Origin of the sequence: Bradyrhizobium hereditatis, from assembly GCF_020329435.1 — a bacterium.
GTDB lineage: Bacteria > Pseudomonadota > Alphaproteobacteria > Rhizobiales > Xanthobacteraceae > Bradyrhizobium > Bradyrhizobium hereditatis.
Window position 1 is genome coordinate 420,764 of sequence record NZ_JAGKJK010000005.1, and the last position, 22,599, is coordinate 443,362.

The following is a 22,599-nucleotide window of genomic DNA, read 5'->3' on the forward strand; positions in this document are numbered from 1 at the left end:
ATTCGGCCCTTCCCTTCTCCGCTTGCAGAAGGAGGAAGAAAGAAAAAGGGGCGGTCCTTCCGACCGCCCCCTTCTATCACGTCACGCCTGCTCAGTGGCCGGCCGCAGGTCCCGGGCCGCGGAACCAGACGTAGATGCAGACGAACAGGAACAGCCACACCACGTCGACGAAGTGCCAGTACCAGGCGGCGAACTCGAAGCCGAGGTGCTGCTTCGGCGTGAAGTGGCCGGCATAGGCGCGGAACAGGCATACCAGCAGGAACACGGTGCCGACCAGCACATGGAAGCCGTGGAAGCCGGTCGCCATGAAGAAGGTCGCGCCGTAGATGTTGCCCGAGAAGCTGAAGGTGGCATGGGCATATTCATAGGCCTGCACGCAGGTGAAGGCGGCGCCCAAGAGCACGGTGAGGATCAGGCCGTACTTCAGGCCCTGCCGATCATTCTCGAGCAGCGCGTGGTGGGCCCAGGTGACGGTGGTGCCCGAGGTCAGGAGCAGGAGCGTGTTGAGGAGCGGCAGGTGCCAGGGGTCAAAAGTCTCGATGCCCTTCGGCGGCCAGGTGCCCGGTACGTTGCAGGCACCGGCAGCCGTGCCTGGACCGCAGCCAAACACCGCGTCGCGGGTGGCCTGGACCGCGTCGGCGGGGAACAGCGCGGAATTGAAGAAGGCCCAGAACCAGGCCACGAAAAACATCACCTCGGAGGCGATGAAAAGGATCATGCCGTAGCGGTGGCTGATCTGCACCACGCGGGTGTGGTCGCCCTTGTACTGGGCTTCGCGGATCACGTCGCCCCACCAGCTCGCCATGGTGTAGAGCACGCCGATAGTGCCGACGCCGAAGACGATCGGAGCACCGGAAAACATCTTGTGCATCCAGGCGATCGCACCCACGGCCATGATGAAGGCCGAGATCGAGCCGACGACCGGCCACGGGCTCGGATCGACGAGGTGGTAGTCGTGGTGCTTCGCGTGCGCCGTAGCCATTGCGGTCTCTCCGTTAGATGTGCCGTTCCCTTCGGCACATATTCGTCTCAAATTTCAAGGCCGAACTCCGTTAGATACGGGATCCGGCGGTCACAGGTTTCTCACAGGTTTCCCTTGCGCTTGTCGCCTTCGCCGGCCGCGAGCGGCTTCGGCGCCGGTTCGCGCACGGGGTAGAAGGTGTAGGATAGCGTGATCGTCTTCAACGCGTCGTTCTCGCTGTCCCCGGCCAGCGCCGGATCGACATAGAACACCACGGGCATCTCGCGCTTCTCGCCCGGGCCCATGGTCTGTTCGCTGAAACAGAAGCAGTTGATCTTCTGGAAATAGGCGCCGACGGTGAGCGGCGCGACATTGTAGGCGGCAACGCCCGCGGTGGTGCGCGCGGCCTGATTGGTCACGGTATAGAAGACGGTGACGACCTCGCCGACCCGGACCTCGATCTCGTTCTGCTCCGGCTCGAACTTCCAGGGCAGGCCGGGGCCGACATTGGCATCGAACCGCACCGCGATCTTGCGCTCCAGCGGCGCGGCTGATGGCGCCGAGGTCGCGACCTGGGTGGTGCCGTTAAAGCCGGTGGCGCGGCAGAACCAGTCGTAGAGCGGCACGGCCGCATAGGACGCGCCGACCATGAACACGACGACGAAGCCGCAGATCGAGGCGACAACCGCATCGCGCGACAGCGCGCGGCGCGAGGCGACCTGCTCGCCCGCCGTCACGCTCTCCGGCATTTGCGGTTTGCTTTCCATCTCAGTCACATCGGCCGGACAAGAACGGCCGGCCCCTTGACCATGGTGACCGCGAAGAACAGCACGACGAGAACGCCGAGCGCGAGCGCAATGGCGATCGAGCGGTGACGGCGGCTTCGCTTCTGCGCCTCGGTGAGGACGATTCCATCTGGCTTGCGCTTCTCGTCCATACGCGTTCCATGCGCCCCCTACCCGACGACCATGGGCACGATGGCGCGGATGACGACCTCGAGCAGGAGCGTCGCAAACAGCGCGAACAGATAAAGGATCGAGAAGGCAAACAGCCGGCGCGTCGCGCGGCTCGCCTGCTTGCCCTCGCGGTGGCGATAGACCTCGATCGCCAGCCACATCATGCCCGCGCCGAGCGCCAGCGAGGTGACGCCGTAGATCGCATCGAAATAACCGAGCGGCCAAGGCGCGGCGGCGATCGCGACCAGCACGATCGTATAGGCCAGGATCTGCAGCCGCGTCGCGTTGGGCCCGGCGACGACGGGCAACATCGGAATGCCGGCGCGGGCATAGTCATCGCTGCGGAACAGCGCCAGCGCCCAGAAATGTGGCGGGGTCCAGAAGAAGATGATGAGAAAGAGGAGCACGGGCTCCATCGACAGGGAGCCGGTGGCCGCGGCCCACGCCACAACCGGCGGCAGTGCGCCGGCGGCGCCGCCGATCACGATGTTCTGCGCGGTCCAGCGCTTCAGCCACATGGTGTAGATCACCACATAGAAGAAGATCGTGAACGCGAGCAGGCCGCCGGCAAGCCAGTTGACGAGGACGCCGAGCGTCATCACCGAGAAGAAAGCCAGCGTCAGGCCAAACGCCATCGCTTCCGCGCTTGTGATGCGTCCACGCGGGATCGGCCGGTTGGCGGTGCGCGTCATCAAGGCGTCGATGTCGCCTTCCAGGGCCATGTTCATCGCGCCCGAAGCGCCGGCCCCGACCGCGATGCAGAGGATCGAGGTGAAGGCGATCACGGGATGGACATGGCCCGGCGCAATGAAGAAACCAACCAAGGCGGTGAAGATCACAAGCGACATCACCCGCGGCTTCAGCAGCGCGATGTAGTCACCGACCTCCGCCTCGGAAATCCGAGGGCGAACATCGATGGCGTTGTGGTCGACTACCGACAAGATCTATCTCGCTTCATCAAAGCCGCGGCGCGCAACGGACGCGCGCCGCGAACAACCGTTTACTGCACGCGCGGCAGCACTTCGAACTGGTGGAAGGGCGGCGGCGAGGTCAGCGTCCACTCCAGCGTGGTGGCACCGGCGCCCCACGGATTGTTGGCGGCCGCCTGCTTCTTCACGAAGGCGTCGACGACACCGTAGATGAAGATTAGGACGCCGAAGCCGGAGACGTAGGAGCCGATCGAGGACACCAGGTTCCAGCCGGCAAACGCGTCCGGATAGTCGATGTAGCGGCGCGGCATGCCCGACAGGCCGAGGAAGTGCTGCGGGAAGAAGATCAGGTTCACGCCGATGAAGGTGACCCAGAAGTGCAGCTTGCCGATGGCTTCCGAGTACATGTAGCCCGACATCTTCGGGAACCAGTAATACCAGCCGGCGAAGATCGCGAAGACAGCGCCAAGCGACAGCACGTAGTGGAAGTGCGCAACCACGTAATAGGTATCCTGCAGCACGCGGTCGACGCCGGCGTTCGCCAGCACGACGCCGGTGACGCCACCGACCGTGAACAGGAAGATGAAGCCGATCGCCCACAGCATCGGGGTACGGAATTCGATCGAGCCGCCCCACATCGTGGCGATCCAGGAGAAGATCTTCACGCCGGTCGGCACCGCGATCACCATGGTGGCGGCGACGAAATAGGCCTGCGTCGCCGACGACATGCCGACCGTGTACATGTGGTGCGCCCACACGACGAAGCCGATGCCGCCGATCGCGACCATGGCGTAGGCCATTCCGAGATAGCCGAACACGGGCTTGCGCGAGAAGGTCGAGACGATCTGGCTGATCATGCCGAAGCCGGGCAGGATCAGGATGTACACCTCGGGGTGGCCGAAGAACCAGAACAGATGCTGGAACAGCACCGGATCGCCGCCGCCGTCGGCGGCAAAGAAGGTGGTGCCGAAGTTGCGGTCGGTCAGCATCATGGTGATGGCGCCGGCCAGCACGGGCAGCGACAACAGGAGGAGAAATACCGTCACCAGGATCGACCACACGAACAGCGGCATCTTGTGCAGGGTCATGCCGGGCGCGCGCATGTTGAAGATCGTGGTGATGAAGTTGATGGCGCCCAGAATCGACGAGGCGCCAGCCAAATGCAGCGAAAGGATCGCGAAGTCGACCGCCGGCCCCGGATGGCCCGATGTCGACAATGGCACATACATGGTCCAGCCCGCGCCGACGCCGTTGGCGCCCGGCTCACCCTCGACGAAAGTGGACATCAAGAGCAGCGCGAACGAGGCCGGCAGCAGCCAGAACGAGATGTTGTTCATGCGCGGGAACGCCATGTCGGGCGCGCCAATCATCAGCGGCACGAACCAGTTGCCGAACCCGCCGATCATCGCCGGCATCACCATGAAGAAGATCATGATCAGGCCGTGCGAGGTTACGAACACATTGTAGGTGTGGGCTTCGTGGAACAGCTGGATGCCCGGATACATCAGCTCGACGCGGATCGCGATCGACATCGCCGCACCGATGATACCCGCGAAGATCGCGAAGATAAGGTACATCGTGCCGATGTCCTTATGGTTCGTCGAATAGAGCCAGCGCCGCCATCCGGTCGGATTGGCATGCGCATGGTCGTCATGGGCGTGATCGTGATGTGTCGCAGCGGTCGTTGCCATTTTAAAATCCTGCCTTGCAGTCCCTTTGTGGACCTTGTTCAGGTCCCGTCGCCCTTGTCCTTAAAGCCTGCGCCCTACTGCGCGGCCTGACCAGCCGAGGCGTAGGTGTTCGCCGGATTGGTCGCATATTTCTTCTTCGCCGCCTCAACCCAGGCCGCGAATTCCTGATCGGTCACCACCTTGACCGCGATCGGCATGAAGGCGTGGTCCTTGCCGCACAGTTCGGAGCACTGGCCGTAATACATGCCGACCTTGGTTGCCTTGAACCAGGTCTCGTTGAGGCGGCCGGGGATCGAGTCGATCTTGATGCCGAACGAGGGCACCGCGAAAGCGTGGATGACGTCGGCGCCGGTGGTCTGGACGCGGATCACCTTGTTGACCGGCACCACCATCTCGTTGTCGACGCCGAGCAGGCGCGGCTGCTTGTCCTGCGCCATCAGCGAATCGAACTCGAACTTGCCGTTATCCGGATAGGCGTAGCTCCAGTACCACTGCTTGCCGGTGGCCTTGACGGTCAGGTCAGCCTTGGGAACATCGAGCTGCTGGAACAGGAGGCGGAACGACGGCACCGCGATGCCGACCAGGATCAGCACCGGGATCAGCGTCCAGGCCACCTCGATCAGCGTGTTGTGGGTGGTCCGCGAGGGGATCGGGTTGGCCTTGGCGTTGAACTTCAGCACCACGATGACGAGCAGCGCCAGCACGAACAGGGTGATCAGCGTGATGATCACGAGCAGCAAATTATGGAAGCTGATGATGTTTTCCATCACCGGGGTAGCGGCTTCCTGCAGCGTGATTTCCCACGGCTTGGGCTGCGCCCCAAAAGCCGCCCCGCCGGCCGCGAGCGCCATGCCCGCCACCGCCAACCCCAGCAACCGCCGGCCCATCTGGCCACTCGACATCTTCATGCCGCTTGCGCTCCTTTAAGAATAGTCCCCAACGCACTCCCGCCGGATGGCCGGAAATGCCGCCACGATCGCCCTCACAAACGGCCTACCGGAGGTACTTTGGAAGTCCACCTTCGAAAGTACCTGCAACAGTATTGCTACAGTACTCCTGGGCCCGATCGTTAGAACGCGTCGAAATCCAGCCTCTCAAATCATAATTCTTGGGGTCTCGCAATGCAGTAGTAGGCGGCAAGCCATGCTTTAGCTGCTATTCGCCGGATGTCTGATTTTCCCGGCAAATCAGCAAAAACCCGCCGTTTTGCGAACCCGCGCCGCTTGACAGCCCGATTGCCGGATGTAGGCACAGTGGCGGCGCTCCCGGGCGAGCTGATTCGCGCCAGTCCGGACAAATCGCCGAGGGCGTGGATTGGCGCTCGGGCCGCCTTCAAGGCGCCGTCATTGCGTATCAGTCCGGACAAGACCCAGTTACAAATGTATGCTGCGGGCTTGGGCCGGAAACGTCACCGGCGCCGCCGGAATTCGCGAGAGGATGGACCCCGATGGGGCGTTCAAAACATCAGGCGGGATATCGCTTGGAACTTGCCCGCTGGCTCGGCGGCCTCTTCGCCGTGGCTTTCCTGTTCACGGCCTTCCTGCTCAGCCTGACCCAGGCGGCGAGCGCCCAAGGCGCGGTACGGTCGGTCCATGGCGACTGGCAGATCCGCTGCGACACCCCGCCGGGCGCGCAGGGCGAGCAATGCGCCCTGATCCAGAGCGTGGTGGCCGAGGACCGTTCCAACGCCGGCCTTACCGTGATCGTGCTGAAGACCGCCGATCAGAAGAGCAAACTGATGCGGGTGGTCGCCCCGCTCGGCGTGCTCCTGCCCTCCGGCCTCGGGCTGAAGCTCGACAATCAGGACGTGGGCCGCGCCGGCTTCGTCCGCTGCCTGCCCAATGGCTGCGTCGCCGAGGTGGTGATGGACGAAAAACTCTTGGGTCAGCTCCGGAGCGCCAAAACCGCGACCTTTATTATCTTTGAGACGCCCGAAGAGGGTATCGGCTTTCCGCTCAGCCTGAACGGGCTCGGCGAGGGGTATGACAAGCTGCCGTGAGCTAACTCCGGTTCATCTTAGCCCTTTGCGCTGGCGCCGGCGTAGTAATCGAACAACCGGCGCGCCTCGATGGAGAGCCAGTCCGCTTCGCCGGTGATATAGCCTTCGACTTGGCCCTGGAGACCCAGCAGGAAGGAGATCGGCATGCCGTAAAGCGCGAACGGCGTGTCGACAGCGTCGCTTGCGCCGGCACGCGCCACCAGTCCGCCCGGATCGAAGCCGATCGCGAGATGGCGCAGCTTCAGCTGCTTGACGAATGGCGCGACAACCGATCGATCGCGATCCGTCGCAATGGCGATCACCGCGAGGTCGGCGCGCCGGTTTCCCGCGAGCTGATCCAATATAGGCAATTCGGTCCGGCAGGCCGGGCACCAGGTCGCCCAGAAATTGACGAGCACAACCTTTCCACGGAACGAGGTGAGATCGAGTACGCCTCCGCCGAGGCGTGGGATTTGCGCCGGCGGGACCGGACGCGCGCCGCGAACCTCCGTGAACTGATGCCTGGCCGTTGCAAAAGGCGGTGGCCCGCCGGAGCCGGCGCATCCAGGCGATGGCATTGCAAGCGATGCGGCCGCGCCCGCTACTCCCGCAAAGAACATCCGACGGTTCGGGCTGCGATGCGACGTCATGTCGGTGCTCCGTTCAGGACCGGATGTAGGACCAGCCGGCTTCTTGCAGTTCGATGATGCGTCCGGGCCCGCTTGGCACGAGATCGACATTGTCGATCAGCGTGACCGGACGGCCCTCCTGGCGCTCCATGCCGAGCTTCGTTGCCTCGCACACCACGAAGCGGATGTTCGCATTGACCGTCCTCAACAGGCGCAGCATGTCTTTCACCGGCGAGGTATCGGCGCGCAACATGTGCACGCCGGCGTTATAGGCGACGACCTCGATGGTGAATGCTTCATTCCGTTCCTGGTAGTATTTCGGAAGGTTGAGCGAGGTCGAGATCAGCGCCCGCATCGTGGTGGGATCGTCGGTGTTGATCGGCAGCACCAGCCGATGCATCGGTGGCGAAGCGGGCTTCGCCACCGGTTTCGAGACCGCGGAGCCCGGATCGGTCAGCATCAGGGTCACGACCAACGGCACGATGAAGGTCAGCGCCAGCCCGACCCAATTGGCTAATTGACGGAACGACAGGCGCATCGCCGTGCCTTTCAAAAGGACTTGGCGAGCGAGGCGATCGCCTCACGCTCGGAATAGGCAACGAGCGCGTTCAACATCAGCAGAACAATTGCCGGCACCGGTGATCCGCCGATGACGAACAGGTGAGTGATCACGGCGCCGATCATCACACAAATCAGCAGCAGCGCGCCGAACCCAGCCTTTCGTGGCAGCAGGAGCAGAATTGCCCCGATTATCTCGAGGCTACCAGTCAAATAGCGAAACCATTGTCCGAGCCCGATGTGATGGAACTCGTCCACCATCATCGGCACGCCATAGAGCTTTGCGCCGCCGGCCCCGAGAAAGGCGAACGCCAGCAATCCTCTGACAATCCAAACGCCAAGATAGGTCCAACGGCGTCCGGCAGGCGCAGCAGCATCCGACATTGAGAACTCCCGAAGATCGAGGAACGGCCCCCAGCCGCAAAAGCGCCCAAGGCTTTCAAAACCAAAATTCGGAACTAAGATGAAATTGACAAGTAGGATGATTTTTCTGGTGTAGTATGAAAAAGCAGACTAATGGGCCCGCGCCGTCCGAATGCACCGCTGCGCCGCAGCTTCAGCGCGCTCTTCGTGTACTCTCCGGCAAGTGGAAGGGCGAAATCCTCTGGCAGTTGGTTGGTGGCAAGCGACGGTTCGGTGAATTGCGGCGCGCCATTCCCGATGTGACGCAGCACATGCTGACGACCCAGCTGCGGGATCTCGAAAACGAAGGCCTGGTAAAGCGCACCGTATTTCCCGAAGTGCCGCCCCGCGTCGAATACGAGATGACGCCCGCGGCGAGGGACCTGAAGCCCGTGTTCGACGAGCTGTCCCGTTGGGCCAACGCGCATGGCAGGCGAGGACCCGATCCGGATGTTGCGGATGCCGAGGGTCGAGGCACCAGTTCAGCCGATCACCCGCCGCGCCCGGCGCGATGACTGAGTGGTGGGAGCACTAGTTTCAGGAAAGATCGGCGCTCGGCGTGAACGGCTCACCGAATGAAGGCTGCCGTGCGAGCCAGCTACTCAAACAACAGCCCCATCAGAATCAGGTTTTCGTAGCCGTCATCGACCAGAATCCGGTTGCGCTGCAGCCCTTCGATTATAAAGCCGTATTTCTTGTAGAGCTCGATCGCGACCGTATTGTTCTCCCGAACCGTAAGTTCGACCCGGCGCAGCCCAAAGTCCCGCGCAGCGTCAAGCGCCTGCCGGATCAAACGTCCACCAATCCCGTGCCGCCGGAATTCCGGTAGAAGTGCAATACCGAGAACGCCGACATGGGCATATATCGGCCTTGGGTTGGGTAAGACATCGCACCAGCCAATGACCTCGCCGGACGAAACCGCTACCAGTTGCGGATAACCATGTTTGATATTGTCGAGAACAAAGGCCTGCGTCGATTCGAACGGTGGGGCTTCCAGAAACGCGAGATAGCGCCGCTCCCGCGCGACGAAGTCGAGGGATCGATGAAAGCTTTCAATATGCTCCTGCGCTATCGGAACAATTTCGACTGAAGGTAACATCTTGGCAACGTGTTGGAGCAACCCCTCGCGGAATGGCCGGGAAACAACTATCTTGCAAGAACCTCTCCGACAACGGACTGATTTGATGACCAATCCCGCCACAACCTCCCTGCTCGACCGCGCTAATCTTGACCGTGATGCCGTCAGACGCGAGATCGCGCGCGGACTTGCGGGCGCCGACGATGGCGAGCTATTTCTGGAATATGGCCAGACCGAAGCCCTCGGGTTCGACAATGGTCGGCTGAAGCAGGCGACCTATGACACCTCGCAAGGTTTCGGCCTGCGCGCCGTGAAGGACGACGCGGTCGGTTACGCGCATTCCTCCGACGTCTCGCTGCCGGCGTTGATCCGTGCGGCGGATGCGGTGGCGGCCGTGCGCGGTGGGTACAGCGGCAATTTCGCCGCCGCGCCCGCACACACCAATGTGCGGCTCTACGGCGATGAGAACCCGCTGGATGCGCCGGGCTTCGAGGCCAAGGTGAAGCTGCTGGCTGAGATCGACGCATACGTCCGGGACAAGGATCCGCGGGTGCGGCAAGCCTCCATCAGCCTGGGCGCCACTTGGCAGGTGGTCGAAATCCTCCGCCCCGACGGCGAGAGCTATCGCGATATTCGCCCGCTGGTGCGCGTCAATATTTCCGTCGTCGCGGGCCAGGGCGACCGGCAGGAAAGCGGCAGCAAGGGCTATGGCGGCCGCGAAGGTTATGCGCGCTTCATCGAGACCAAGGCGTGGCGCGAGGCCGCCGATGGCGCGATCCGCGAGGCGCTGGTCAATCTGGAATCGGTCCCCGCCCCCGCCGGCGAGATGGACGTGGTACTAGGCGCCGGCTGGCCCGGCGTGATGCTGCATGAGGCGGTCGGCCACGGCCTCGAAGGCGACTTCAACCGCAAGCAGACCTCCGCTTTTGCCGGGCTGATGGGCAAGCAGGTCGCCGCCAAGGGCGTTACCGTCGTTGACGACGGCACGCTCGCCTCGCGGCGCGGCTCGCTTTCGATTGACGATGAAGGCACGCCAACCAACCGCACCGTGCTCATCGAGGACGGCATTCTCGTCGGCTACATGCAGGACCGGCAGAACGCGCGGCTGATGAACATGAAGCCGACCGGCAACGGACGCCGCCAGAGCTATGCCCATGTGCCGATGCCGCGCATGACCAATACCTACATGCTCGCGGGCGACCGTGACCCCGCCGAGATCATCGCCTCGGTGAAGAACGGCGTCTATGCCGCAAATTTCGGCGGCGGCCAGGTCGACATCACCTCCGGCAAATATGTTTTCCAGTGCACCGAGGCCTATCGCATCGAGAACGGCAAGCTCGGCGCCCCCCTGAAGGGCGCCATGCTGATCGGCAACGGGCCGACCGACCTGCATCGCATCACCATGGTGGGCAACGATCTGGCGCTCGATACCGGCATCGGCACCTGCGGCAAGAACGGCCAGGGCGTGCCTGTCGGCGTCGGCCAGCCGACGCTGCGGATGGAGCGGATCACGGTCGGAGGAACGGGCTAGTGAGCGACGAGAAGGCAGTCAGCGACAAGGAAATCTCTCCCGGCAAGATGAACTGGCGCGGCCAGGCCGCACAACTCGCCGCCATCGTGGCCGTCGTGTTCATCGCCAAGGGCGCGATCGCCGAGCCGTTCTATGTGCCATCGGGCTCGATGGAGCCGACGCTGCTGATCGGTGACGCGCTGGTCGCGTCGAAATTTCCGTATGGTTATGGCGCGGCGTCGCTGCCGATCCAGATCACGCTGCCCGAGACTGGCCGCCTGTTCGGCGATACGCCCAAGCGCGGCGACGTCGTCGTATTCCGCTGGCCGGGCGACCGCTCGCAGGCCTGGGTCAAGCGCGTGGTGGGATTGCCGGGCGACCGCATCCAGCTGCGGCAGGGCCAACTCTTCATCAACGACCATGCCGCGACGCTGAGGCCAGACGGGGTGGGTGAAGCCGAAGATGACCACGGCAACACCGAGCGGGCCTACCGCTTCATCGAGACGCTGCCGAACGGCGTCAGCCATGCGATCTTCAAGATGCGCGACAATGGCCGGCTCGACAACACACCTGAAGTGACGGTGCCAGCGGGCATGCTGTTCGTGCTTGGCGACAACAGGGACAATTCCGCCGACAGCCGCGTCGCGGTGCGCGACGGCGGCGTGGGACTGCTGCCGATCGACAATCTGATCGGCCGCGCCGATGCCGTGGTCGGCTCCTGGGATCTCGGCATGCGCAGCCAGCCGGTGTGGACCTGGCCGTCGGGCTTTCGGCTGGCACGGTTTTTCACTTCCGTGCATTGAGGGCGTAGCCCGGATGAGCGAAGCGACATCCGAGACAGTGTCGAGGCTAGCCCCGGATATCGCTTCGCTCATCCGGCTACATTCGTTTCCAGCCCATGACCTTCGACGACGTCAGAAAGTTCGCGCTCGCCTGGCCTGAGGTCGAAGACGGCACCTCCTACGGCACGCCGGCCTTGAAGGTGCGCAAGAAGATGCTCGTGCGGCTCAAGCAAGACGGCGACAGCCTGGTGATGCCGGGCGTACCACAGGACGAGCGCGAGATGCTGGTGGAAAGCCAGCCCAAGGTGTTTTACTTCACCGATCACTACCGCGATTATCCGATGGTGCTGATCCGCCTGTCGAAGGCCAGCCGCGCCACCGTCGAGCCGCTCCTCCGGCGACACTGGCGCACGCTGGCGTCGAAGAAGGCGGTGAAGGAATTCGACGAGCGTTAAGGGCGGAACTAGTGGGGTGGGCAAAGGCGCGTTTGCGCCTTGCCCCAGCAGGGAAATCTGTCAGGTCTCATCCTGAGGAGCACGCGTCAGCGTGCGTCTCGAAGGATGGCACCAGCGGGGCCACATGGTTCTCCCGGCGATGCGAAGCATCGTCCGGAGCGGCGCTTTCGCGCCTCCTCACCATGAGGGTTTAGAAAGTTACTGCGGCGCGCGCATGAACAAAGACCAATTCCTCACCGCCGCCTTGCGTAACCCGACCAACGAAATCATTACCGAAGAGCTGCATCGGCTGGCGCTTCCCGACGCGTGGCTGGTCTCGGGATGCCTGGTGCAGACGGTGTGGAACGTGCTGACCAGCCGCGCCGTCGATTACGGCATTAACGACTACGACGTATTCTATTTCGATCTCGATACGTCGTGGGAAGCGGAAGACAAGGTTATCCGCCAATTGACCGATCGCCTTGCGCCGCGCGGCATCGCGGTCGAGGCGCGCAACCAGGCGCGCGTTCATCTCTGGTATCCGGAGAAACATGGCCTGCCCTATCCGGAGCTGCACTGTTCGACGCAAGGCATTGACCGGTTTCTGACCAGGAATACGCAAATCGGAATCCGCCGCGTGCGCGATGCTTACGAGGTGTATGCTCCGAACGGCTATGACGATGTCGCGGCGCTGATCGTACGGCCGAACCCGGGACCGAATTTCTCGGCGGCGAATTATGAGGCGAAGGCGCGGCGGTGGAAGGCGCTGTGGCCGGAAATCACGGTGCTGCCGGCGGATGCATAATTCCCGACGTCGTCCCTGCGAAAGCAGGGACCCATAGCCACTGATGCCCATTGTTGCAGAACACAGCGGGCCTAGCTCTGCACATCACTAAGCACTAGTGGTTATGGGTCCCCGCGTGCGCGGGGACGACAGCAGTGTATGCCGCAACTAGCGCACCACGCCCGAGGTAAACCCCGCCTTTCTTCGCGGCGGCTTGATCTCTTTCTTAAGGAAGCAATGCGCCTCCTTGCCGGCATAGCCGGGCCGAGCGTAGGTCCAGGCGCGGCATTTGTTGTCAGCGGCGCAGGCGGCCTTGCAGGCGTCCTCGCCGTCGCTGCGTTTGAGATCAAAGCTCTTGTAGTCGCCGCCGAAGCGGTCGATCGAGGTTTCGCTGGCCGCGTTGCGCCGCTCGACCACGCCGGCGCCGCGTATGCCGGAGACGCAGCAATCGCTCTCCACGCGCGCCGGCACGTTGCTCTTGAGCCAGCACACCGCGCCATTGGCGAGGTCGGTCGGATAGTTGAAGCTCCAGGCGCGGCAGCGCCGGTCGCGCTCGCATACCAGCGCGCATTCCGCGGGATCGCCCGAGATCACGGGCGCGCTGTGATAATCGCCGCCGGGACGGTCGAAATTGGCCTGCGCCAGCGCCGGGGACGCGCAAAGGGTGGCCGCCAAAAAGGCGAGCGTCACCACACACGCCCTGAGCTGGCGAATAGTCCCCATTTTCGGTTGCTTTCGAATACGCGTTTCAGGCGCGGGAAGACTCTTCTTCGAAGCGCCGTCCCGCCCCAGCCCCTTCGATATAAGCATGCACGTTTCGGAAAGCCGCACCCGGCTTTCCGGCTCATGCTCCAGCCGGTCGTCATTTGAGCGTCATCAACCTGTACGGCGCATGAACGGCGAATAGGCGAGGCAACCCGTTCAATTAGAACGCGTATTCCTGATAGACCGGCTCCACGGAACCGCCCCAGGGGCCGTTGAACTTGTCCAGCATTTCCTCCGCCGGCGTGCGGCCCGATTCGAGGATCCGCTCCAGCGGCTCCAGATGGCGGCTCTCGTCGCGGCCGGAATGGTCGACGCGGTTGCGCCGCTGCAAGCCCTCATACGACAGCTTCAGGCATTCCTTGGCGATTTCGAACAGGTAACGATCCTTGATCCTGGCCTTGAAGCCGAAGCGCGGCACGTCATCGCGCAAAGCCTGACGCTCCGCGGCGGTCCAGTGGCTTACCAGATCCCAGGCCGCATCGAGGCTGTCATTGTCATACAACAGGCCGACCCAGAATGCCGGCAGCGCCGGCAGCCGGCCCCACGGCACGCCGTCGGCGCCGCGCATTTCCAGATAGCGCTTGAGGCGGACTTCCGGGAAAATCGTCGACAGGTGGTTGGACCAGTCGGACAAGGTCGGGCGCTCGCCAGGAAGCGAATTGTTGCGGCCCTCGAAGAAGGCGCGGAACGAGGAGCCGGCGACATCGATATAGCTCTCGCCGCGCTTGACGAAGTACATGGGCACGTCGAGCGCGTAGTCGACCCAGCGCTCGAATCCCATGCCGTCCTCGAACACCCAAGGCAGCATGCCAGAGCGGGCATTGTCGGTGTCGCGCCAGATCTCGGAGCGGAACGACAGGAAGCCGTTGGGCTTGCCTTCGGTAAAGGGCGAATTGGCGAACAGGGCGGTCGCCACCGGCTGCAGCGCGATCGACACCCGCAGCTTCTTGACCATGTCGGCTTCCGAGGAGAAGTCGAGATTGGTCTGCACCGTACAGGTCCGGTACATCATGTCGATGCCGTAGTTTCCGACCTTCGGCATGTAATTGGTCATGATCTTGTAGCGGCCCTTGGGCATCAGCGGGATCTGCGACCGCGACCAGGACGGCGTCATGCCGAGGCCGAGAAAGCCGATGCCGAGGGGCGTTGCGATCTCGCGGACCTGCGCCAGATGCGCCATCAATTCGGACTGGGTCTGGTGCACGTTTTCGACCGGCGCGCCCGACAATTCGAACTGGCCGCCGGGCTCCAGCGAAATCGCGCCGCCGCCGGTGACGTCGTAGAGACCGATGATGTTGCCGTTCTCCATGATCGGCTCCCAGCCGAGCAGGAGCTGCATGCCTTCGAGCAGCGCGCCGATACCACGCGCGCCTTCGTATGGCACGGGCTGATGACCCTCGAGCGTGAACGGGGTCTTCTCGTGCTCGGTGCCGATGCGGAAGTCGGACGGCGGCTTGATGCCGGCTTCGAACCACGCGACGAGTTCGTCACGTGATTGCAGCGGCGTCATATCGATCTGGTCACGCGCCATGAAAAAATCCGGAAAACTGGCGATTCGACCGAACGCGCCGTGTGGCTGAAGGGATGCGGACGACGACGTCCGCAACAACGAAACGTATCAGGGCCGTCATCGCGTCGGCACGCTGTCGCGGGCAGCAGCCGCCTTGACATCGGAGCAGGAGCAGCCCAGCCGGTCGAGCAGACCGCAAAGCTTGATGGCGTCGGCGTCGGATAGTTTCGAGCCGACGTGTTTTTCGATCGCCGCCGAATAGGCGGTCCACATTTTCTTCTGCAGCTCGCGCCCGGCTTCGGTGATCTCCACGAACTGGCCACGCTTGTCGACCTTGCATTCGCGCCGCGCCGCCAGGCCCTCGTCCACCAGGCGGTCGATCAGCCGAGAGGTGGAATATTGCGGGATCAGCATCTGCTTTTCCAACTCCACCGGACGCAACTCGCCGGACGGCGCGCGCGACAGCTCCAGCAGCGCGTCATACCAGGCCAGCGGCGGGAAGCCGGCCTTCTTCAAATCCTGCTCGACGGCGTCGAGCACCCGGCTCTGCACCCGCATCAGGCGGATCCAGGCGGCAGTCGCCTCGGTCGATGGTTTGCGTTTCATGGTCCGGGGTCCATATCAGTCAATGATCAGTGTACCGCACTAAATGCAGGTGCATCAATCTTGACTATTTCATGCAGATGCATTTAGTCGGTCCGCCAATAATTACGAGGGAAGGAAAAATCCAATGAAACTGTACTATTCCCCGGGCGCCTGCTCGTTATCTCCCCATATCGCCCTTCTGGAAGCCGGTCTGCCCTATGAGCTGGTGAAGGTCGATCTGCGCGCCAAGAAACTGGAAAACGGTGACGATTTTCTGAAGGTCAATCCGAAGGGCCAGGTGCCGGCGGTGCAGCTCGATTCCGGCGAGCTGGTCACCGAAGGACCCGTTATCGTGCAGATGATCGCCGACAAGGCCGGCAAGAATCTGGCGCCCGCACGCGATTCGCAGGAGCGCTACAAGCTGCTCGAATGGCTGAACTACATCACGACCGAGCTGCACAAGAATCTCGGACCGATGTTCTCTCCGCTGCTCGCCGACGACGCCAAGGGTTTCTTCAAGGACCGCGCGATGTCCAAATTCAAGTATCTGGACACCGCGCTTGCCGGACGGGACTATCTGATGGGCCAGCAGTTCACCGTCGCCGACGGCTACCTGTTCACCATGCTGATGTGGGCGACCGACCGGTTGAAATTCGATCTCACTGACATGCCGAACCTGATGGCCTACAAGGCCCGCGTCGGCGCCCGTCCGAGGGTGCAGGAAGCGATGACCAAGGAAGGGCTGCTGAAGGCGGCGTGAGGGTTTCAGGGATCGCGACGAACGAAGGGCCGGATTCGATGATCCGGCCCTCTTCATTCGTGTCACCGCTCTCTCCAGTGGTCGTCCCTGCGAACGCAGGGATCCATAACCACAGGGAGTTGTTGTTTTCCGAAAGGCGTCGACCAACAAGGCTTATCGATAGATCACGCGGTATGGGTCCCTGCGTTCGCAGGGACGACCACGCACTTCGCGACCCTATGCCGCCGCCTTCTTCGGCGCGAAGCGGCCGTAGAAGGTCTCGTTCCTCGCCGCCATGTCCTCCAGCAGCTTTGGCGGGGTGAAGCGCGAGCCGTATTTGGCTTCCAGCTTGTGGCAGAGCTCGACGAATTTTCGCGCGCCCATGAAGTCGATGTAGGACAGCGTGCCGCCGGTGAACGGCGCGAAGCCAAACCCTAAGATCGAGCCGACATCGGCCTCGCGCGGGTCGGTGATGACGTGATCTTCCACCGTGCGTGCGGCCTCCACCGCCTGCACTACCAAAAAGCGCTGCTTCAACTCCTCGATGTCGATGGTGTCAGGATCGAGCTGCTTGGGCTGCAGCGCAGAGAGACCAGGCCACAGGCTCTTCTGACCCTTGCCCTTCTCGGGGTAGCCGTAAAAGCCCTTGCTGTTCTTGCGGCCGAGGCGGCCCTGCTTCTCGACCATCTCCACCATCAGCTTCTTCTGATCCGGGTTGACGGCGTTGGGACCGAGGTCTGCCTCAGTCGCTTTCATGACCTTGAGGCCAAGATCGAGGGCTACTTCATCCGACAGCGACAGCGGACCGACCGGCATGCCGGCCATCTTGGCGCAGTTCTCGATCATCGCCGGCGGCACACCTTCGAGGAACATCTCGTTGCCTTCGGCGATGTAACGGCCGACGCAGCGGTTGGCGTAGAAGCCGCGGGAGTCGTTCACGACGATCGGCGTCTTGCCGATGATGCGGACGTAATCGAGCGCAGTCGCCAGCGCGATGTCGCCGGTGTTCTTGCCGAGAATGATCTCGACCAGCATCATCTTCTCGACGGGCGAGAAGAAATGGATGCCGATGAACTTGCCCTGATCCTCAAAGCTTTCGGCGAGCGAGGTGATCGGCAGCGTCGAAGTGTTGGAGGCGAAGATCGCGTCCGCCTTGAGATACTGCTGCGCCTTGGCGAAAGTATCGGCCTTGACCTTGCGGTCCTCGAACACGGCCTCAATCACGAGGTCGCAATCCTTCAGGGCCGCATAATCAGCGGTTGCCGTGATGCGTGACATGATGGCATCGGCTTCAGGCTGCTTGGCGCGGCCCTTGGCGATCAGACCGTCGATAACGCTCTTGGCGTGAGCCTTGCCCTTGTCGGCGCTTTCCTGGTCGCGGTCGATCAGCACGACGTCGAGGCCGGCGCGGGCCGAGACGTAGCCGACGCTGGCGCCCATGAAGCCGGCGCCGATCACGGCGATCTTCTTCACCTTGGTCGGCGGCACGTTCTGCGGACGCCGCGCACCTTTGTTCAGTTCCTGCATCGACAGGAACAGGCTGCGGATCATCGCCGCCGCTTCCTTGGAGCGCAGCACCTTCGTGAAATAGCGCGATTCGACGCGCAGCGCGGCGTCGATGGGGAGCTGCAGGCCCTCATAGACACAGCTCATGATGGCGCGCGCCGCCGGATAATTGTCGTAGGTCTCGCGGCGATAGATCGCATTGCCGGCCGGGAACATCATCATGCCGGCCTTGGAGAACACCGGACCGCCCGGCAGCTTGAATCCCTTCTCGTCCCAGGGCGCGACCGCCTTGCCGCCGCCCTTGATCCAGTCCTTGGCCGCCTTGATCAGGTCGGCGGCGGGCACGATGGCGTGAATCAGGTTGAGCGACTTGGCCTTCTCCACGGTGACAGGATCGCCCTTGAGGAGGATGGTCATCGCATCCTGGGGCGGCACGAGGCGCGGCACGCGCTGGGTGCCGCCGGCGCCGGGGAACAGGCCGACCTTCACCTCGGGCAAGCCGAGCCGGGTCTTGGGGTTCTCGGCCGCGACGCGGTAGTGGCAGGACAGCGTCACCTCAAAACCGCCGCCGAGCGCGAGCCCGTTGATCGCGGCCGCCCATGGCTTGCCGCAGGTCTCGATGCCACGCAGCACCAGCGAGAAGCGTCGGCTCTGGTCGAACAGCATCTGGTTAGCCTCGACCTCGCCCTTCTCTTTAAAGACCTTGGCGTATTCCTTGTTCATGCCCTCCAGCATGGAAAGATCAGCGCCGGCGCAGAACGCTTCCTTAGCGGAGGTGATGACGACACCCTTCACCGCGGCGTCGGCGGTGGTCTGCTTCAAAATCTCCTCGAGCTCGGTGGTCGAGGTCTCGTCCAGCACGTTCATCGAACGTCCGGGAATATCCCAAGTGACGAGCGCAATCCCGTCGGTGTCGGTCTCTAGCTTGAAATTCTTGAAGGCCATGTTGGTGCTCCCTCGGTGCCGCAGCCGATCTCAGGCGCGGCGGTTAAGCTTGAATTCGTAGGGTGGGTCAGCGAAGCGTAACCCACCAATCTCTTGCCGTGGCACGGTGGGTTACGCCTTCCGCCTTCGCTCGTTGAGCTACGGCGGCGGCTAACCCACCCTACGCACTCAGACTCGTTCGATAATCGTCGCCGTCCCCATGCCGCCGCCGATGCATAGCGTCACCAGCGCGGTCGACTTGTTGGTCCGCTCCAGTTCATCGAGCACGGTGCCGAGGATCATCGCGCCGGTCGCGCCGAGTGGATGGCCGAGCGCGATTGCGCCGCCATTGACGTTGATCTTCGCGTTATCGATGTCGAACGCCTGGATGTAGCGCAGCACGACCGAGGCGAAGGCCTCGTTCAATTCGAACAGGTCGATGTCCGACTTCTTCATGCCGGAGCGCGCGAACAGCTTTTCGGTGACATCGACCGGGCCGGTCAGCATCATCGCGGGCTCGGAGCCGATATTGGCGAAGGCGCGGATCTTGGCGCGCGGCTTCAGGCCGTGCTTGGCGCCCGCTTCCTTGCTGCCGAGCAGCACGGCGCCAGCGCCGTCGACGATGCCGGAGGAGTTGCCGGCATGGTGCACGTAATTGACGCGCTCGATTTCCGGATGCGACTGGATCGCTACCGCATCGAAGCCGCCCATCTGGGCCACCATGGTGAAGGACGGCTGCAGTTGCGCCAGCGACTGCATGGTCGTGGTCGGGCGCATGTGCTCATCCTTGGCAAGGATAGTCAGGCCGTTGATGTCCTTCACCGGCACCACTGACCTATCGAAGCGGCCCTCATCCCACGCCTTGCCCGCGCGCTGCTGACTCTGCACCGCATAGGCATCGACATCGTCGCGCGAAAAACCGTATTTGGTCGCGATCAGATCGGCCGAGACGCCCTGCGGCATGAAATAGGCCGGCACCGCCATCGAGGGGTCCATCGGCCAAGCGCCGCCGGACGCGCCGATGCCGACGCGGCTCATCGATTCGGCGCCGCCGCCGATCACCAGCTCATGCTGGCCGCTCATGATCTGGGCGGCCGCGAAATTCACGGCGTCGAGGCCGGAGGCGCAGAAGCGGCTGATCTGCACGCCCGGCACGGTCTCGCCGAGGCCCGCCTTCAAGGCGGCGAAGCGCGCGATGTCGCTTCCGGCTTCGCCGACCGGATCGACCACGCCGAGCACGACGTCGTCGACAACGTCTTCAGCGAGATTGTTACGCTCCTTCAGCGCCTGCAGCGGCACGGTGGCCAGCGCCAGCGCGGTGACCTCGTGGAGCGCGCCGTCGGGCTTGCCGCGGCCGCGCGGGGTGCGAACGTGATCGTAGATATATGCCTCAGGCATGACGCCCTCCTGGTATGAGGATCATAATATTATAGGCGAAAGATCGGAGAAACGGCGGAAAATCTCAGAACGCTTCCGCCGCCAATTCCATGGTCGTGGCGCAGCCGGACTGGATACGCGCAAGATGGACGTGAGTCTCCGGCAGCATCCGCTCCATGAAGAAGCGGCCGGTCACCAGCTTGGTGTTCAGGTAGGGCGTGGCGCCAGAGGCCGCAATCTTATCCTGCGCCACTTTCGCCATCCGCGCCCACATGAAGCCGAAGGCGACGAGGCCGAACAAATGCATGTAGTCGGTGGCGGCGGCGCCAGCATTGTCGGGCTTGGTCATCGCATTCTGCATCAGCCAGCCGGTGGCCTGCTGCAGGTGACCGAGAGCGGTCGAGAGCGGGGTGACGAACGGCTTCATCGCTTCATCACCGCCGTGTTCCTTGGCGAACGCGCCGACTTCGGCGAAGAACGCCATCGCGGCACGGCCGCCATTGCGCGGCAGCTTGCGGCCGACCAGGTCGAGCGCCTGGATGCCGTTGGCGCCCTCGTAGAGCATGGCGATGCGGGCATCGCGCACGAACTGCTCCATGCCATGCTCGGCAATGTAGCCATGACCGCCATACATCTGCTGCGCCAGCACGGTGTTGGAGAAGCCGACGTCGGTCATCATGCCCTTCATGACCGGGGTCATCAGTCCCATGTGGTCGTCGGCCGCCTCGCGGTCCTTGGGGTCGGCGGAGCGGTGGGCGACGTCGCTCTTCAATGCGGTCCACACCACCATGGCGCGCGCCGCCTCGTTGAAGGCGCGGATGGTGAGCAGCACACGGCGCACGTCGGGATGCACGATGATCGGGTCGGCCGGCTTGTCGGCCTCCTTTGCGCCGGTCAGCGCGCGGCCCTGCAGGCGTTCGCGCGCATAGGCGACGGCGTTCTGATAGGCGACCTCGGACTGGGCGAGGCCCTGCACGGCGACGCCGAGGCGGGCCTCGTTCATCATCACGAACATGCCCTGCATGCCCTTGTTCTCTTCGCCGATCAGCCAGCCGGTGGCGTTGTCGTAGTTCATCACGCAGGTGGAATTGCCGTGGATGCCCATCTTGTGCTCGATCGAGCCGCACGACACGCCGTTGCGCTGCCCGAGCGAACCATCGGCATTGACGAGGAATTTCGGCACGACGAACAGCGACACACCCTTGATGCCGGCGGGCGCGCCTTCGATGCGCGCCAGCACCAGATGGATGATGTTCTCGGCGAGGTCATGCTCACCGGATGAGATGAAGATCTTGGTGCCCGTGATTTTGTAGCTGCCGTCAGCCTGCCTCACCGCGCGAGTGCGCAGCAGACCGAGATCGGTGCCGCATTGCGGCTCAGTGAGGTTCATGGTGCCGGTCCACTCGCCCGCCACCATCTTCGGCACATAGGTCTTCTTCTGCTCGGCGTCGCCGTGCACGAGCAGCGCCGCGGTCGCGCCCATTGTGAGACCACCATACATCGAGAACGCCATGTTGGCCGCGCTCTGGAATTCGGTCACGACCTGGCTCAGCATCACCGGCAGCCCCTGCCCGCCGTACTCCGTGGGCGCCGAGAGGCCGAGCCAGCCGCCTTCGGCGACTTGCTTGAAAGCTTCCTTAAAGCCCTTCGGCGTGGTGACACTGCCGTCGTCATGCCGCTTGCAGCCTTCGAGATCGCCGACGCGGTTGAGCGGCTGCAGCACCTCTTCGGAGAGTTTTGCGGCCTCCCCCAAGATCGCCTCGCGCACATCGGCGGAAGCGTCGGTGAAGCCGGGCAGATTGTCGTAGCGATCGATCTGGAACACGTCGTTGAGCAGGAAGGTGACGTCTTCCACAGGGGCTTTGTAGATCGGCATGATGTTCTCCCGGCAGCGGCAAGATGGCTAAGGCGCTTGAAAAAGAAATTCGTCGTGGCGTTCCGGAACGAGACCTTATCTGGTTCCGGCAGTGCTAGGGAGTGAGCGGGCCAGCAAATATCCGGACAGCCATTGCGACATAAACGGCACCAGACATCGTCGTGGTCTTTGCTCCCTCGCCCTCATCACTGCTTGGCGAGTTGCTCCCCCATCAAGCGGTGCAGCAGATTGATTCCCTTCAGCGGACGCACCATCACCTTGAAGTGCGTGATCTTACCGTCATCGCTGAAGGTGATGATGTCGACGCCGTTGATCTTGATGCCGTCGATCTCGTTTTCGAATTCGAGGACCGCGCCGTTCGCGTTGCGCCATTCGCCGGTGTATTTGAAGCCGGGACCACCCAGCACCTTGTCGGCGCTCGCCAGATATTTGAAGGTGATGTCGCGCCCGCGCTGCGGCGTGTGAACGACGGGGCTTTCGAAGACAGCATCCGGATGCAGCAAGTCCCACAGTGCCGCCGCATCGTGCGACTTCATGTAGCCGTACCACTTGTCGAGGCCGCTCATGGTCATCATGTCTCCTTCATCGGGCGATGACGGGCTGGACGCCGGGGAAGGACCTCTCC

At 63.0% G+C, this 22,599-nt stretch carries 24 protein-coding genes; 7 read left to right on the forward strand and 17 right to left on the reverse strand.

Features of this window, described 5'->3' with window-relative positions; translation table 11 throughout:
* Nucleotides 1–91 precede the first annotated feature (91 nt).
* From J6524_RS14750 to coxB, 6 genes are all read right to left on the reverse strand, one after another.
* Nucleotides 92–982 carry a cytochrome c oxidase subunit 3 gene (locus J6524_RS14750; protein WP_225671618.1) on the reverse strand — a complete coding sequence of 297 codons (891 nt, stop codon included), beginning with the start codon at nucleotides 980–982 and terminating at the stop codon, nucleotides 92–94.
* A 101-nt stretch (nucleotides 983–1,083) separates the two neighbouring features.
* Entirely contained in the window at nucleotides 1,084–1,728 is a 645-nt protein-coding gene (locus J6524_RS14755; protein WP_225671620.1) for a cytochrome c oxidase assembly protein, read from the reverse strand.
* Between the two features lie 5 nt (nucleotides 1,729–1,733).
* A complete protein-coding gene (locus tag J6524_RS14760) occupies nucleotides 1,734–1,898 on the reverse strand; it encodes a cytochrome c oxidase system small membrane protein (protein ID WP_225671622.1) in 165 nt (54 codons plus the stop codon).
* 18 nt (nucleotides 1,899–1,916) lie between these two features.
* A complete protein-coding gene (locus J6524_RS14765) occupies nucleotides 1,917–2,858 on the reverse strand; it encodes a heme o synthase (RefSeq protein WP_225671623.1) in 942 nt (313 codons plus the stop codon).
* Between the two features lie 59 nt (nucleotides 2,859–2,917).
* Complete coding sequence (ctaD, locus tag J6524_RS14770) at nucleotides 2,918–4,537, reverse strand: cytochrome c oxidase subunit I (RefSeq protein ID WP_225671625.1); 1,620 nt, start codon at nucleotides 4,535–4,537, stop codon at nucleotides 2,918–2,920.
* Between the two features lie 74 nt (nucleotides 4,538–4,611).
* Nucleotides 4,612–5,445 carry a cytochrome c oxidase subunit II gene (gene coxB, locus J6524_RS14775; protein ID WP_225671627.1) on the reverse strand — a complete coding sequence of 278 codons (834 nt, stop codon included), beginning with the start codon at nucleotides 5,443–5,445 and terminating at the stop codon, nucleotides 4,612–4,614.
* Nucleotides 5,446–5,984: 539 nt separating this feature from the next.
* Here coxB and J6524_RS14780 point away from each other — a divergent pair.
* Nucleotides 5,985–6,536 carry an invasion associated locus B family protein gene (locus J6524_RS14780; RefSeq protein WP_225671629.1) on the forward strand — a complete coding sequence of 184 codons (552 nt, stop codon included), beginning with the start codon at nucleotides 5,985–5,987 and terminating at the stop codon, nucleotides 6,534–6,536.
* 17 nt (nucleotides 6,537–6,553) lie between these two features.
* Here the strand turns inward: J6524_RS14780 and J6524_RS14785 are convergent, their stop codons facing one another.
* The 3 genes from J6524_RS14785 to J6524_RS14795 are packed head-to-tail and all read right to left on the reverse strand — an operon-like array spanning nucleotide 6,554 to nucleotide 8,086.
* Nucleotides 6,554–7,165 (reverse strand): TlpA family protein disulfide reductase, encoded by a 612-nt coding sequence (locus J6524_RS14785; RefSeq protein ID WP_225671631.1) that lies wholly within the window; start codon nucleotides 7,163–7,165, stop codon nucleotides 6,554–6,556.
* Between the two features lie 13 nt (nucleotides 7,166–7,178).
* Nucleotides 7,179–7,682, reverse strand: coding sequence for a DsrE family protein (locus tag J6524_RS14790; RefSeq protein ID WP_225671633.1), 504 nt, complete (start codon nucleotides 7,680–7,682; stop codon nucleotides 7,179–7,181).
* 11 nt (nucleotides 7,683–7,693) lie between these two features.
* A complete protein-coding gene (locus J6524_RS14795; protein WP_225671635.1) occupies nucleotides 7,694–8,086 on the reverse strand; it encodes a DoxX family protein in 393 nt (130 codons plus the stop codon).
* Nucleotides 8,087–8,202: 116 nt separating this feature from the next.
* Here J6524_RS14795 and J6524_RS14800 point away from each other — a divergent pair, with 116 nt between their 5' ends.
* The gene (locus J6524_RS14800) at nucleotides 8,203–8,619 is read left to right on the forward strand and encodes a winged helix-turn-helix transcriptional regulator (protein WP_225671637.1); all 417 of its coding nucleotides are present in this window, start codon (nucleotides 8,203–8,205) and stop codon (nucleotides 8,617–8,619) included.
* An 83-nt stretch (nucleotides 8,620–8,702) separates the two neighbouring features.
* Here the strand turns inward: J6524_RS14800 and J6524_RS14805 are convergent, their stop codons facing one another.
* Entirely contained in the window at nucleotides 8,703–9,203 is a 501-nt protein-coding gene (locus J6524_RS14805; RefSeq protein WP_225671639.1) for a GNAT family N-acetyltransferase, read from the reverse strand.
* A gap of 85 nt (nucleotides 9,204–9,288) precedes the next feature.
* On the opposite strand from J6524_RS14805, the gene tldD reads away from it, so the two are divergent.
* The 4 genes from tldD to J6524_RS14825 all read left to right on the forward strand — a co-directional run bounded on the left by tldD (nucleotide 9,289) and on the right by J6524_RS14825 (nucleotide 12,713).
* Entirely contained in the window at nucleotides 9,289–10,713 is a 1,425-nt protein-coding gene (gene tldD, locus J6524_RS14810) for a metalloprotease TldD (RefSeq protein ID WP_225671641.1), read from the forward strand.
* Entirely contained in the window at nucleotides 10,713–11,495 is a 783-nt protein-coding gene (lepB, locus tag J6524_RS14815) for a signal peptidase I (RefSeq protein ID WP_376712024.1), read from the forward strand. The genes tldD and lepB overlap by 1 nt, the downstream gene beginning before the upstream one ends.
* Nucleotides 11,496–11,590: 95 nt before the next feature.
* Nucleotides 11,591–11,929, forward strand: coding sequence for an MmcQ/YjbR family DNA-binding protein (locus J6524_RS14820; RefSeq protein ID WP_225671643.1), 339 nt, complete (start codon nucleotides 11,591–11,593; stop codon nucleotides 11,927–11,929).
* Between the two features lie 214 nt (nucleotides 11,930–12,143).
* Nucleotides 12,144–12,713, forward strand: a complete 570-nt coding sequence (locus J6524_RS14825; RefSeq protein WP_225671645.1) for a nucleotidyltransferase family protein — start codon at nucleotides 12,144–12,146, stop codon at nucleotides 12,711–12,713.
* 147 nt (nucleotides 12,714–12,860) lie between these two features.
* On the opposite strand, the gene J6524_RS14830 is transcribed toward J6524_RS14825, so the two are convergent.
* The 3 genes from J6524_RS14830 to J6524_RS14840 all read right to left on the reverse strand — a co-directional run bounded on the left by J6524_RS14830 (nucleotide 12,861) and on the right by J6524_RS14840 (nucleotide 15,573).
* Complete coding sequence (locus J6524_RS14830; protein ID WP_225671647.1) at nucleotides 12,861–13,415, reverse strand: PAN domain-containing protein; 555 nt, start codon at nucleotides 13,413–13,415, stop codon at nucleotides 12,861–12,863.
* Between the two features lie 202 nt (nucleotides 13,416–13,617).
* Nucleotides 13,618–14,988 (reverse strand): glutamate--cysteine ligase, encoded by a 1,371-nt coding sequence (locus J6524_RS14835; RefSeq protein WP_225671649.1) that lies wholly within the window; start codon nucleotides 14,986–14,988, stop codon nucleotides 13,618–13,620.
* Nucleotides 14,989–15,084: 96 nt separating this feature from the next.
* Complete coding sequence (locus J6524_RS14840) at nucleotides 15,085–15,573, reverse strand: MarR family winged helix-turn-helix transcriptional regulator (RefSeq protein WP_225671651.1); 489 nt, start codon at nucleotides 15,571–15,573, stop codon at nucleotides 15,085–15,087.
* A 124-nt stretch (nucleotides 15,574–15,697) separates the two neighbouring features.
* On the opposite strand from J6524_RS14840, the gene gstA reads away from it, so the two are divergent.
* Nucleotides 15,698–16,312, forward strand: a complete 615-nt coding sequence (gstA, locus tag J6524_RS14845) for a glutathione transferase GstA (protein ID WP_225671653.1) — start codon at nucleotides 15,698–15,700, stop codon at nucleotides 16,310–16,312.
* Between the two features lie 216 nt (nucleotides 16,313–16,528).
* On the opposite strand, the gene J6524_RS14850 is transcribed toward gstA, so the two are convergent.
* The 4 genes from J6524_RS14850 to J6524_RS14865 form a co-directional block, all read right to left on the reverse strand.
* Nucleotides 16,529–18,742, reverse strand: coding sequence for an FAD-dependent oxidoreductase (locus J6524_RS14850; protein ID WP_225671655.1), 2,214 nt, complete (start codon nucleotides 18,740–18,742; stop codon nucleotides 16,529–16,531).
* A 168-nt stretch (nucleotides 18,743–18,910) separates the two neighbouring features.
* Nucleotides 18,911–20,119, reverse strand: a complete 1,209-nt coding sequence (locus J6524_RS14855) for an acetyl-CoA C-acetyltransferase (protein WP_225671657.1) — start codon at nucleotides 20,117–20,119, stop codon at nucleotides 18,911–18,913.
* Nucleotides 20,120–20,183: 64 nt separating this feature from the next.
* Nucleotides 20,184–21,974: an acyl-CoA dehydrogenase C-terminal domain-containing protein gene (locus tag J6524_RS14860; RefSeq protein WP_225671659.1), complete on the reverse strand. Its 1,791-nt coding sequence runs from the start codon at nucleotides 21,972–21,974 to the stop codon at nucleotides 20,184–20,186.
* A gap of 185 nt (nucleotides 21,975–22,159) precedes the next feature.
* Entirely contained in the window at nucleotides 22,160–22,546 is a 387-nt protein-coding gene (locus J6524_RS14865) for a nuclear transport factor 2 family protein (protein ID WP_225671661.1), read from the reverse strand.
* Between the last annotated feature and the right edge of the window lie 53 nt (nucleotides 22,547–22,599).

Coding starts and splice junctions, on each gene's coding strand:
- J6524_RS14750 (WP_225671618.1), bottom strand. CDS start 982: ATGGCTACGGCGCACGCGAAGCACCACGACTACCACCTCGTCGATCCG.
- J6524_RS14755 (WP_225671620.1), bottom strand. CDS start 1,728: ATGGAAAGCAAACCGCAAATGCCGGAGAGCGTGACGGCGGGCGAGCAG.
- J6524_RS14760 (WP_225671622.1), bottom strand. CDS start 1,898: ATGGACGAGAAGCGCAAGCCAGATGGAATCGTCCTCACCGAGGCGCAG.
- ctaD (WP_225671625.1), bottom strand. CDS start 4,537: ATGGCAACGACCGCTGCGACACATCACGATCACGCCCATGACGACCAT.
- coxB (WP_225671627.1), bottom strand. CDS start 5,445: ATGAAGATGTCGAGTGGCCAGATGGGCCGGCGGTTGCTGGGGTTGGCG.
- J6524_RS14780 (WP_225671629.1), top strand. CDS start 5,985: ATGGGGCGTTCAAAACATCAGGCGGGATATCGCTTGGAACTTGCCCGC.
- J6524_RS14785 (WP_225671631.1), bottom strand. CDS start 7,165: ATGACGTCGCATCGCAGCCCGAACCGTCGGATGTTCTTTGCGGGAGTA.
- J6524_RS14790 (WP_225671633.1), bottom strand. CDS start 7,682: ATGCGCCTGTCGTTCCGTCAATTAGCCAATTGGGTCGGGCTGGCGCTG.
- J6524_RS14795 (WP_225671635.1), bottom strand. CDS start 8,086: ATGTCGGATGCTGCTGCGCCTGCCGGACGCCGTTGGACCTATCTTGGC.
- J6524_RS14800 (WP_225671637.1), top strand. CDS start 8,203: ATGAAAAAGCAGACTAATGGGCCCGCGCCGTCCGAATGCACCGCTGCG.
- J6524_RS14805 (WP_225671639.1), bottom strand. CDS start 9,203: ATGTTACCTTCAGTCGAAATTGTTCCGATAGCGCAGGAGCATATTGAA.
- tldD (WP_225671641.1), top strand. CDS start 9,289: ATGACCAATCCCGCCACAACCTCCCTGCTCGACCGCGCTAATCTTGAC.
- J6524_RS14820 (WP_225671643.1), top strand. CDS start 11,591: ATGACCTTCGACGACGTCAGAAAGTTCGCGCTCGCCTGGCCTGAGGTC.
- J6524_RS14825 (WP_225671645.1), top strand. CDS start 12,144: ATGAACAAAGACCAATTCCTCACCGCCGCCTTGCGTAACCCGACCAAC.
- J6524_RS14830 (WP_225671647.1), bottom strand. CDS start 13,415: ATGGGGACTATTCGCCAGCTCAGGGCGTGTGTGGTGACGCTCGCCTTT.
- J6524_RS14835 (WP_225671649.1), bottom strand. CDS start 14,988: ATGGCGCGTGACCAGATCGATATGACGCCGCTGCAATCACGTGACGAA.
- J6524_RS14840 (WP_225671651.1), bottom strand. CDS start 15,573: ATGAAACGCAAACCATCGACCGAGGCGACTGCCGCCTGGATCCGCCTG.
- gstA (WP_225671653.1), top strand. CDS start 15,698: ATGAAACTGTACTATTCCCCGGGCGCCTGCTCGTTATCTCCCCATATC.
- J6524_RS14850 (WP_225671655.1), bottom strand. CDS start 18,742: ATGGCCTTCAAGAATTTCAAGCTAGAGACCGACACCGACGGGATTGCG.
- J6524_RS14855 (WP_225671657.1), bottom strand. CDS start 20,119: ATGCCTGAGGCATATATCTACGATCACGTTCGCACCCCGCGCGGCCGC.
- J6524_RS14860 (WP_225671659.1), bottom strand. CDS start 21,974: ATGCCGATCTACAAAGCCCCTGTGGAAGACGTCACCTTCCTGCTCAAC.
- J6524_RS14865 (WP_225671661.1), bottom strand. CDS start 22,546: ATGACCATGAGCGGCCTCGACAAGTGGTACGGCTACATGAAGTCGCAC.